The organism is Variovorax xiamenensis (assembly GCF_050916385.1).
GTDB lineage: Bacteria > Pseudomonadota > Gammaproteobacteria > Burkholderiales > Burkholderiaceae_C > Variovorax.
Genome location: NZ_CP139038.1, coordinates 5,098,134 through 5,107,894, shown reverse-complemented (window position 1 = coordinate 5,107,894; position 9,761 = coordinate 5,098,134). Strand labels below are relative to the sequence as shown.

10 protein-coding genes are annotated in these 9,761 nt (G+C 66.4%); 4 read left to right on the top strand and 6 right to left on the bottom strand.

Annotated features, from left to right (window positions below; all coding sequences use genetic code 11):
- Positions 1 to 35 precede the first annotated feature (35 nt).
- Positions 36 to 2,180 carry a glycoside hydrolase family 3 N-terminal domain-containing protein gene (locus tag SFB74_RS23315; RefSeq protein ID WP_432726667.1) on the top strand — a complete coding sequence of 715 codons (2,145 nt, stop codon included), beginning with the start codon at positions 36 to 38 and terminating at the stop codon, positions 2,178 to 2,180.
- A gap of 25 nt (positions 2,181 to 2,205) precedes the next feature.
- Here the strand turns inward: SFB74_RS23315 and SFB74_RS23310 are convergent, their stop codons facing one another.
- The 3 genes from SFB74_RS23310 to SFB74_RS23300 all read right to left on the bottom strand — a co-directional run bounded on the left by SFB74_RS23310 (position 2,206) and on the right by SFB74_RS23300 (position 3,622).
- A complete protein-coding gene (locus tag SFB74_RS23310) occupies positions 2,206 to 2,694 on the bottom strand; it encodes a TcpQ domain-containing protein (protein ID WP_432726666.1) in 489 nt (162 codons plus the stop codon).
- Positions 2,695 to 2,776: 82 nt separating this feature from the next.
- The gene (locus SFB74_RS23305) at positions 2,777 to 3,052 is read right to left on the bottom strand and encodes a hypothetical protein (RefSeq protein ID WP_432726665.1); all 276 of its coding nucleotides are present in this window, start codon (positions 3,050 to 3,052) and stop codon (positions 2,777 to 2,779) included.
- Positions 3,053 to 3,187: 135 nt separating this feature from the next.
- Positions 3,188 to 3,622 (bottom strand): VOC family protein, encoded by a 435-nt coding sequence (locus tag SFB74_RS23300; protein WP_432726664.1) that lies wholly within the window; start codon positions 3,620 to 3,622, stop codon positions 3,188 to 3,190.
- Positions 3,623 to 3,987: 365 nt separating this feature from the next.
- Here SFB74_RS23300 and SFB74_RS23295 point away from each other — a divergent pair, with 365 nt between their 5' ends.
- From SFB74_RS23295 to SFB74_RS23285, 3 genes are all read left to right on the top strand, one after another.
- Positions 3,988 to 4,683 carry a response regulator transcription factor gene (locus tag SFB74_RS23295; RefSeq protein WP_432726663.1) on the top strand — a complete coding sequence of 232 codons (696 nt, stop codon included), beginning with the start codon at positions 3,988 to 3,990 and terminating at the stop codon, positions 4,681 to 4,683.
- 29 nt (positions 4,684 to 4,712) lie between these two features.
- Entirely contained in the window at positions 4,713 to 6,485 is a 1,773-nt protein-coding gene (locus SFB74_RS23290; protein WP_432726662.1) for an ATP-binding protein, read from the top strand.
- Positions 6,486 to 6,595: 110 nt separating this feature from the next.
- Positions 6,596 to 7,957, top strand: coding sequence for a hypothetical protein (locus tag SFB74_RS23285; protein ID WP_432726661.1), 1,362 nt, complete (start codon positions 6,596 to 6,598; stop codon positions 7,955 to 7,957).
- 61 nt (positions 7,958 to 8,018) lie between these two features.
- Here SFB74_RS23285 and SFB74_RS23280 read toward each other — a convergent pair whose 3' ends face one another.
- The 3 genes from SFB74_RS23280 to SFB74_RS23270 are packed head-to-tail and all read right to left on the bottom strand — an operon-like array spanning position 8,019 to position 9,740.
- Positions 8,019 to 8,366 carry an SMI1/KNR4 family protein gene (locus tag SFB74_RS23280; protein WP_432726660.1) on the bottom strand — a complete coding sequence of 116 codons (348 nt, stop codon included), beginning with the start codon at positions 8,364 to 8,366 and terminating at the stop codon, positions 8,019 to 8,021.
- Positions 8,367 to 8,418: 52 nt separating this feature from the next.
- A complete protein-coding gene (locus SFB74_RS23275; protein WP_432726659.1) occupies positions 8,419 to 8,811 on the bottom strand; it encodes a DUF7668 domain-containing protein in 393 nt (130 codons plus the stop codon).
- A 35-nt stretch (positions 8,812 to 8,846) separates the two neighbouring features.
- Positions 8,847 to 9,740: a DMT family transporter gene (locus SFB74_RS23270; RefSeq protein ID WP_432726658.1), complete on the bottom strand. Its 894-nt coding sequence runs from the start codon at positions 9,738 to 9,740 to the stop codon at positions 8,847 to 8,849.
- Between the last annotated feature and the right edge of the window lie 21 nt (positions 9,741 to 9,761).

The following is a 9,761-nucleotide window of genomic DNA, read 5'->3' as shown; positions in this document are numbered from 1 at the left end:
TCATTAAGCCCCTTGGGTTCTATTCGAAATCCCTGATGAGTCGCATCGATACCCTCATGGCCCGGATGACGCTTGCCGAAAAGCTGGGCCAGCTCACGATGACTGCCTCCAGCTACACGGTCACCGGACCGGTGCTCGCGGGAGACTCCACGCAGTCGATCATCGACGGCACCGTCGGCAACCTGCTGAACATGGTGGGTGCGGGGCCGACGCACGAGATGCAGCGGCTGGCCGTCGAGAAGTCGAGGCTCGGCATTCCCCTGCTGATCGGGCTGGACATCATTCACGGGCATCGCACGCTCTTCCCGATCCCGCTCGCGGAGGCCGGCACCTTCGACGACGAGCTCTGGGAGCGCACGGCGCGCGAGGCCGCGCGCGAAGGTACCGCCGACGGACTGGCGATGACCTTCGCACCGATGCTCGACGTGTCGCGCGACCCCCGCTGGGGCCGCACCGCCGAAGGCCCCGGCGAAGACCCCTGGCTCAACGCGCGCATCGCGCAGGCGAAGGTGCGTGGCTTCCAGGGCGCCGATCTTTCATCGGCAGAGTCGCTGGCGGCGTGTGCGAAGCATTTCGTCGCATACGGCGGGGTCGATGCGGGGCGTGAGTACGCCTCGGTGGACATCTCCGAGCGCACCTTGCATGAGGTGCATCTGCCGGGCTTCGCGGCAGCCGTGCGTGCAGGCGTGGCGACGCTGATGCCGGCCTTTACCGATCTCAACGGCGTGCCGATGACGGCGCACATCCCCTTGCTGCGCGACTGGCTGCGCGGCGAGATGGGCTTCGACGGCGTCATCGTCAGCGACTACAACGCGATCGCGGAACTGATCAAGCACGGCGTCGCGGCCGACCTCGTCGATGCCGCGGTGCTGGCGCTGAAGGCCGGTGTGGACATCGACATGATGGCCGACGCGTACCGCAAGGGACTGCCGGTCGCGCTCGAGCAGGGGAGGGTGACGATCGAGGAGATCGACGCGAGCGTGCGCCGCGTGTTGAGGCTCAAGGAGCAGCTCGGCCTGTTCGACGACCCGTACCGCCGCGGCGCGACACCGGAGCCGGCACAGGTCGTTATGGAGCGACACGCGGTGGCACGCGATGCCGCGCGCAAGGCCATCGTCATGCTGAAGAACGAGCGCGACATCTTGCCCCTGCCTGCGACGGCGAAGGCACTGTGCGTCATCGGCCCGCTGGCAGATGCGATCACCGAGATGAAGGGGCCGTGGTGGGGTGCCGGCGAGCATGAGCCGGCCGTCAGCGTGCTGGCAGGCTTGCGCGCCGCCTTGCCGCAGACCGAGGTACGCCATGCACCGGGCGTCGCAATCGAGAGCGACGACGACAGCGGCATCGAAGCGGCCGTCGCGCTGTGCGATGGCGTCGACGCCGTCCTGCTGTGCCTGGGCGAGCGCGCCACGATGAGCGGCGAGGCGGCCAGCCGCGCCACGCCCGCGCTTCCCGGTCGGCAGCAGGCGCTGGCCGAAGCGGTTGTGGCACGTGCACGCTCACTCGGCATTCCCGTCATCGCGATCCTGTTCTCGGGGCGCCCGCTCGTCGTCCCATGGCTGTCCGAGCACGCCGATGCGCTGCTGGCTGCGTGGTTCCTCGGCGTCGAAGCCGGCAATGGAGTCGCCGACGTGGTCACGGGTCGGGTGTCGCCTGGCGGCCGCACGCCGATGAGCTGGCCGCGCGTCGTCGGACAGGTGCCGATCCACTACGGCCAGCGCCCCACGGGGCGGCCGATGAACCCTGCGGACTACTTCACGAGCAAGTACCAGGACGTCGAGAACTCGCCGCTGTATGCCTTCGGCCACGGCTTGACCTACGGCCGGTTTGGCTACGACGAGCTCCAGGTCGAGCCGCGGCGCGTGCGCGAGCAGGACGTGTTGAAGATCAGCGTCAGGCTCGGCAACGTGGGAGCGCGAGAGGCCGAAGAGACTGTCTTCCTGTTCGTTCGCGGCAAGCTGGGACGTGTCACACGGCCACTGCTGGAGCTCAAGGGCTACGCGAAGCTGAGATTGAAGCCCGGAGAAGTGGGTTCGGTCGAACTGGAACTGCCGGCTGCCGAGTTGCGTTATCTCGGACCCGATCTGCAGCCATTGTTCGGGGCGGGCGAAGTCGAGATCCTCGTCGGACCGAGTGCCGAGCCGTCAGGGCTGCTTCGCCAGACCGTCGAGTTGTGCTGAGGGCCCGGCAATCCGGGTGACGGGGCTACCGCGTATCTTCCTGATCACGCACGCGAAGAACGGTCCCGTCCTCCGAGAACTCGAGCAGCAGCGGCGCATCCAGCATCTGATACTTCTGCGCGAGCTGGAACAAGGCATCCTTGAAAGACCCGGTGAATCTGCCGGCGCGCACCTCGGGCGTGAGCGTGTAGTCGCGGGTGCTGTCCCAATGCACGCTGACGCCCACGGTGGAGCCCCAGTGCATGATCACGCGGCGCAGCGAGTCGTCCTCGATGGGCCATTGGGCACGAACAGCGTTGATTCTTCGGTCGGTGAGCCAGGCGGCTCCTGTCGCGGGTGTACCGGCTGCGGTGCTTGGGGGAAGAACCGCCTCGGGCTCCGGGAGTGCAACGCCTGCGGGCATGTCCCGCGAAATCTTTTCGACTTGCACTCCCGCCGTTGCGCCGGCGAGCGTCGAGACAAGGCTCATGCCGATGCCTGCCCAGGTTGAAGAGGGGAACAGGGCCTTTCTCATTGGCGAGTCTGCGGGACGACGGGAGTTCGACAAGTCTATCGGCGGGGTGCGGGCACCCCGAAGGGAGCGCTCGAAGGAGCGCTTATTCGACGGCTTCGCCGTCCTCTTCCTCTTCGTCTTCGGCTTCTTCAGCGCGGCGCACCGTCACGAAGTTGGTGGCATCTTCCGCGAAGCCCATGACCTTCTCGTCGGGCGCCATTCCGCGCACTTCGGTCTGGATGCCGTCGCCATTCTTGTAGTCGACCTGCACCAGCGCAAAGCAGGCCAGCGGCTCTTCCATCTCTCCTTCATCGCCACCGTCATACACGGCGACCCACCCTTCAGCGGGCATGATCTGAAGGATCTTCACGTCTTCCATCGATTCACTCCAAGTTCAAAAACGCCGCGCAGCATATCCGATGGAAAGAACAGCCCTGATGCGCCCGGGCAATTGCTGCTGCGTGCGGGCGACGAAGGCTGGTTGCCGATTGTCATGCGCGCCAGATTTCCGCCCCTAGCCTAGCTGCTCGGCAAGCCCGACGATGATGCCCTCGGGCCCTCGAACATAGGCGAGCCGGTACGACTCCCCGTACTGCATCCGCCCGATGAGTTCCGCGCCGTGCGCCTGTATTCGCGCAACGACGGCATCGATGTCATCGACGGCGAACATGACGCGGCGAAGGCCCAGTGCATTCACCGGTGCATCCACGGGACCGAACCTGATCGCATCCGGCGTGTGGAACTTGTCCAGCTCGATTCCCTGTCCATCGGGCGTGCGCAGCATTGCGAGAGTGGCCCGGACATCTCCCAGCCCAATGAGGCTTCCGATAGCGGCCCCTTCGACCGTGGTCTGGCCCTCGAGCGTGAGGCCCAGTTCGATGAAGAACGCCTTCACCGCTTCGAGATCGTCGACGACGATCAGGACGTTGTCCATTCGCTTGACTGCCATATCCTCGGGTCCTTTCTTCAACGGCGATGCTGGTTGTTTCGCATGCCTCGCAACAGGCGTCCTGAAGGCATATGTCTTCTTGCGTATGCCTTCCCATTTGTGCGGTAGATGAATTCGAAGGGGGAGGGCACGTCCGGCATCGTAGACAGATTTTTCTTGCCACGCGGAAAGATGCTGCTACCCCTTCTTTCCCTCGTGGAAGCGGGTGTCGAACGGATCATGAGCAACGCGAGGTGGATTCGATTTCCATCAGGTCGAGCAGCGTTTGTGTGTCGTCACACCAACGACGGCCCGCAGCGGGAGTGCGGATCTCATGACTTTGGTCATTTCGGGTTCGTGAACGCCCGCCCTAAGATGCCCGCACCATGGCCACTGCCACATCGTTGCCGCCGCATCTCGCTTCGTTGCGCAGCGAGGCCAGCACCGCCATACCGGCGCGGGGCATCCTGGTGGTCGACGACCACGAGCTGGTGCGCCTGGGCCTGAGGGCGCTGCTGCTGGCGGAGACCGGCAGCGTGCCGGTGCACGAAGCCCGCTCCCTGGCCGATGCATTGCGGCTGTACGAGTTCCATCTCACCTCGCATTTCCTGGTGCTGCTCGATCTCGACCTGCCCGATTCGCAGGGGCTGGACACCCTGGTGCGCTTCAAGCGCGCCTTTCCCGCATCGCGCGTGGTCGTGCTCTCGGGCAAGGACAGCCATGCGCTGATGCAAGGGGTGATGGCGCTCGGCGCGCAGGCCTTCCTGCCCAAGACCGGCCACCTGGGCGAGGTGTTGCGCTACGTGAGGGACAACGATCTGGTCGCTCTGCCGGCATCGTCGCCCCCGTTGCCGTCCCCGGCCGCTGTCCGCGCCATGCCGGCGACGGCGGCCGACGAGCAGCAGCCGCAGCTCAATGCGCGGCAGGTCGAGATCCTCGACTGGCTGCTGTCGGGCAAGTCGAACAAGGAGATCGCGCAGCTGGCGCACCTCACCGAAGGCACTGTCAAGAACCACGTGTCCACCCTGCTGTTGCTGTTCGGCATGCGTTCGCGGGCCCAGCTCATCAGCAGCCTGAGGTGATCTGATCCCTCCGCGCCGTGCGGCCCGCGATGAATGACCTGCATCAGCCAGAACTGGCCCAGCGGGTGCTGCGCGAGCAGGTGGCCGCGGTCCATGCCAATGCGCCGGCGGCCTATCTCGCGGACTTCCTCACGGCGCAGTCGCTGGGCATCGGCCTGTTCGTGGCCACGTGGCGCTGGCAGGTCGTGCTGTGGATGGCGCTGCACCTGGCATTGACGCTGCGGCGCGCCTATCGCCGCTATCAGCGCAGTCCCGATGCGGCCGACCATCCCGAGTACTGGGCACGCTTCAATGCGCGCAACGTGCTGCTGCGCTCCTGCGTCTGGGGCCTCGCGCCTTGGCTGTGCGTTCCGGCGGGACGCAACCTGGGGCTCTGGGTCATGGTCATCGTGATGATGATGGGCGGCTGCGCTGGCGGAGCGCTGTCGCTGGCGGTTCTCAAGCGCAACATTCCGCGCTTCATCGTCCCCAGCATGGCGAGCCTGACCCTGGCGCTGGCCTGGCGCGGCGACAGCACGCACCTGTTCCTGGCCACCGGCTGCCTGCTGTACATGTGCGTCATGATCATGTTCGCGCTGCAGCATCACCGGCTGCTGACCGCCGCGCTGACGATGCGCTTCGAAAAGGAGGCACTGGCCGAGCAGCTGAGCGACCAGATCGCCGCCACCCAGCGTGCCAGCGAGGAGAAGACGCGCTTTCTTGCCGCGGCGAGCCACGATCTGCGCCAGCCACTGCACGCCATCGCTTTGTTCGGTGCCGTCATCGAGAAGAAGCTGCAGGGCAGCGAGGAATGGGACCACGCGGCACGGCTGATGGATGCGGTCGGAACGCTGGGCGATTCGCTCGATACCCTGCTGGACATCTCGCGACTCGATGCCGGCGAGGTGGCGCCGCAGATCCGGCCCGTGGAGCTCAATCCGCTGTTCCTCGCACTCAACAATGTGTATGCGGCGCAGGCGGCCGACCGCGATCTGCAACTGCGGCTGCGCGCCACGCCCTGCTGGGTGCTGAGCGATCCGCAGCTGCTGCAGCGGCTGCTTTCCAATCTCGTGGACAACGCGCTCAAGTACACGCCGCGCGGCGGGGTGGTGGTGGCCGCCCGTGCACGCGGGCCGCTGGTGTGGATCGACGTGTGCGACACCGGCATCGGCATCGCGGACGATCATCTCGGCCGCATCTTCGACGAGTTCTATCAGATCGGTAATCCGGGGCGCGACCGGGCGAAGGGGTTGGGCATCGGCCTGTCCATCGTGCAGCGGCTCTCGCGCCTGCTGGCGCATCCGGTGCAGGTGAGCTCGCGTCCGCATCGCGGCAGCCGCTTTCGTCTGGTGCTTCCGGCGGTGACGGCCTTGGGTGTCGTACCGTCCATCGCATGCGCGGGCGCAGCCTCGCCGTTGCCGCAGCGCGTGCTGCTCATCGACGATGAAGCCGCGATCCGGCAGGCCGTTACCGGGCTGCTGCAGGCCCATGGCGTGGCCATCGACGCAGTGGCCGGCGAGGCCGAAGCCGAGGCCGTGCTGGCGCAGGCCGCGCACGGAAGCGCTCCTGTCGAAGTGCTGCTGTGCGACGTGCGGCTGGCCGACGGTGCCGACGGGCTGGCCGCCGCGCAGCGGCTTCGCACGCGCTTTGGCCCCGGCCTGCAGGTGCTGCTGATCACCGGCGAAACCGCACCGCGGCGACAGCAGCAGATGTTCGACTCCGGGCTGCAGGTGCTGCTCAAGCCGGTGGCCGCGGACAGGCTGCTGCAGGCCCTCGCGTCGCTGACAAGACACGATGCGACGCATGCTCGCATGCGTGCCTGAGCATCTTTTTTTCTGCGCATTCCGATGACCTTCGACACTGGATCGAGGGGGTAGCCGACCCTACCGTGGAGCCTTCTCGTTCACTCCACTTGAAACAAGGAAGGCCCATCATGAATACCACTCGTACCGTTTCCCGTGCATGGCGTACACCAGCCGCGCTGCTCATGACGAATCTCCTGCTGGCGGCCTGCGGCGGCGGTGGGGGTGGAGGCGGGGGCTTCCCCGGCTTCGCTGTTGCTCCTGCGCCGGCGCCCGCGCCTGCTTCGCAGGGAACGCCGGCACCTGCGCCCGCGCCTGAAGACACCACGCCCTCCATCACGACGCAGCCATCGGATACCACCATTGGCCAGGGTGTGGCCGCCACGTTGAAGGTACAGGCCGTGCATGCCACGGCCTACCAGTGGCAGCGCAGCGCCGATGGCGGTGCCAGCTGGAGCGATGTCTCCGGTGCCACGGGCGACAGCTTCACCACGGGCGCCAATCAACTGGCCGACAGCGGCCAGCAACTGCGCGTGCGCGTTACTGGCGCCGATGGCAACGTGACCAGTCGCGCCGCCACGCTGACAGTCAAGCCCTGGGTCGCCAACGTGCTGGCGACCACGGGGGTGACATACAACCATCCCTATCAGTTCGTGCTCGATGCCGGCGGTGCCAACCTCTACGTGGCCATGGGCGGCAACGGCTCTGTCTACAGGATCGACACGGCCAGCGGCAATGGCGCGGAAGTCACGCCGGGGACGACCATGAACACGCCGTATGGCCTGGCACTGGCAACCGACGGCACTCTGTATGTGAGCGACCAGCATCGCATCAACAAGATCGCTGCCAACGCCACGACCTACAGCACCTGGGTCGGCGACGGCACCAGCGGGTACGCCGACAGCCCGGCCGTTCCGATGTTCAGCAACCCCGCCAGCATCGCGCTCGACGGCGCAGGCAATCTCTTCGTGGCAGACCTGGGAAACAAGCGCGTGCGCAAGGTCGCGGCCGATGGCACCACGAGCACGCTCGCGGGCGATGGCACGCAGGCTAACCTGGACGGGGTCGGCACGGCCGCCCAGTTTGCCCGCCCGCAGGGCCTGGCGATCAGCCGCGATGGCCGCACGCTGTATGACACGGACACCGACAGCTTGTGCCTGCGCAAGATCGACGTGGCCAGCGCCACGGTGAGCACGCTGCTGGGCGATTGCGCCAACGGCGGCGTGATCGACGGAACGGCCGCCACGCCGGCCAAGCTCGGCTACTCCTACGGCGTGACGGTGGATGCGCATGACAACGTGTTCCTGACCCATGCCTGGGACGGCGTGGCGCGCGTGGTCACGCCTGCGGGAGAGATCACCACGCTGCGGGACAGCACCGGCGCGGCGCTGACGTTCAACTTCCCGATCGGCGTGGCGGTGGCCAGCGACGGGACCGTCTACGTGGGCGCATCCAACGGCAATAAGATCTACAAGCTCACGCTGGCGCCTTGATCGGGGCCGGGGAATCTTCGACTTGCACCGCGCGAGTCGAAGATCCTGGATGCCAGTCGGTCTACAGCTTGCAGCCCGAGCGCACCCACTCGTCGAGGTCGCCGGCCACTTCGACGAAGTCGGCGCGAGACATGCTCCCGTGGCCGACCAGGTAAACGGGCGTCGGCCACTGGTCCGGAGCCACGACTATGGCACTGCCTCCGCCGTCGTCGCCGATCGTCAGCCAGCCGGGGCAGTACTCGCGGGTCTCGTAGGTCTCGTTGCGCTCGAGAAGATCGGCGAGCGCATAGAAGTACGCGAGCTCGCCGATGGAGATGTCGTTGATGCCGGACAGCAGCGCCCGCAAGGGAGACGAGATGGCGCATCCGCTCCACTCCTCCAATGCCCGGAATATGTCTTCAGCGGTCATGAACTGGTTGCCTGTTCGAAAGAGCTTCGGCCGTATGCAGCGACGACAGGAGCTACATCACATGAATGTCGTTCAGCCGCACCGTCAGCCCGTCCGGGCCTTCTTCGATGTTGAAGGTCGCAGTGAGATCGGAGACATACCCGTCGATGTTCAGGTCGTACCAGATCTCGCCGATGCATCCGCGGCCGTTGTCTTGCCAGCGCGTGACTTCCTTGCGCTGGGAGATGTCGGTGGGCTCTCCGGCCAGAGTGACCTTCTGGCTGGCACTGCATTCTCCGTACGACTTGACGACCTGCTCGATGAGCTCAGGCGTCCATTGCATGGACGGCTCGTGTGCGGTGAACTCATAGGCGGCGACGTAGTCTTCGGCCTCCATCAGTCTGGCCCATTCGTCGGCGAATGCGATGAGGTCGTCGTCGGAAGCTGATGCGGGTAGGTGGGCCATGGCTGCATTTTGGCCCGCGGTGCGCCCGATGCGGTTCAGGCGGCCTGTTGTTTTTCCCGCGCAGCCCTCGGTGCCTCGCTCCGCGCCAGCCACAGTCCGCTCGCAACGATCAATGCCCCGCCGCCCAGCGTCCACGCATCGGGCGCGGCCTGCCAGAAGATCCAGTCGAACAGAAGGGCCCAGGCGAGGGCGCTGTACTCGAAGGGCGCGATGGCCGCGGCCTGGCCGTGGCGGAAGGCCTCGGCAATGGCCAACTGGCCAAGGAAGCCGCTGATGGCCAGGCCTGCGAGCAGCCATGCGTGCTCCGCCTGGATGGGCACCCATTGCGGCGCCGATGCCAGGCTGCCGCCCACGGCCATGCCCACCGTGGTCCAGAAGACCAGCGCCGCGCTCGACTCGGTGCGGCTGATGAGTCTGCCCAGCATGTTCGACAGCGCATAGCAGGCCGCGGCCACCAGGATCGCCAGTGCGCCCGTCGAGAGGAAGGCTCCCTGCTCGGGCCGCAGCGCGATCACGACGCCGGCGAAGCCCAGCCCGATGGCGATCCAGTGCCGCGGCTGGATCGATTCGCCCAGCATCGGCACGGCGATGAGCACCATCAGCAGCGGAGCGATGAAGGTGAGCGTGTAGGCCTCGGCCATGCCCAGGGTCTTCAGGCCATGGACGAAGAGCACGAGCATCGTCATGTTCAGCGCGGTGCGCAGCAGGTGCAGCGGCCAGCGCAGGCGGCGGTTGAAGACGCCGGCCGTCTCGCGTCGCCAGGCGATGTACAGGCACACCAAAGGCAGGGCAGTGAGGCCGCGCAGTGCCATCACCTGCACGGGCGGGTAGTGCCCGGCCAGGGTCTTGAGCACGGCGTCCATGCAGGCGAAGAAGGCACAGGCCAGCAGCATCGCGGCGATGCCGCGCAGGGTTCCGTTCGATTGCATGGGCAGCTTGTCTCGATTCAA

What these genes read in the sequence shown, in the direction of transcription:
- SFB74_RS23270 (WP_432726658.1), bottom strand. Translation starts at nt 9,740, where the DNA reads ATGCAATCGAACGGAACCCTGCGCGGCATCGCCGCGATGCTGCTGGCC.
- SFB74_RS23310 (WP_432726666.1), bottom strand. Translation starts at nt 2,694, where the DNA reads ATGAGAAAGGCCCTGTTCCCCTCTTCAACCTGGGCAGGCATCGGCATG.
- SFB74_RS23295 (WP_432726663.1), top strand. Translation starts at nt 3,988, where the DNA reads ATGGCCACTGCCACATCGTTGCCGCCGCATCTCGCTTCGTTGCGCAGC.
- SFB74_RS23290 (WP_432726662.1), top strand. Translation starts at nt 4,713, where the DNA reads ATGAATGACCTGCATCAGCCAGAACTGGCCCAGCGGGTGCTGCGCGAG.
- SFB74_RS23300 (WP_432726664.1), bottom strand. Translation starts at nt 3,622, where the DNA reads ATGGCAGTCAAGCGAATGGACAACGTCCTGATCGTCGTCGACGATCTC.
- SFB74_RS23275 (WP_432726659.1), bottom strand. Translation starts at nt 8,811, where the DNA reads ATGGCCCACCTACCCGCATCAGCTTCCGACGACGACCTCATCGCATTC.
- SFB74_RS23280 (WP_432726660.1), bottom strand. Translation starts at nt 8,366, where the DNA reads ATGACCGCTGAAGACATATTCCGGGCATTGGAGGAGTGGAGCGGATGC.
- SFB74_RS23315 (WP_432726667.1), top strand. Translation starts at nt 36, where the DNA reads ATGAGTCGCATCGATACCCTCATGGCCCGGATGACGCTTGCCGAAAAG.
- SFB74_RS23305 (WP_432726665.1), bottom strand. Translation starts at nt 3,052, where the DNA reads ATGGAAGACGTGAAGATCCTTCAGATCATGCCCGCTGAAGGGTGGGTC.
- SFB74_RS23285 (WP_432726661.1), top strand. Translation starts at nt 6,596, where the DNA reads ATGAATACCACTCGTACCGTTTCCCGTGCATGGCGTACACCAGCCGCG.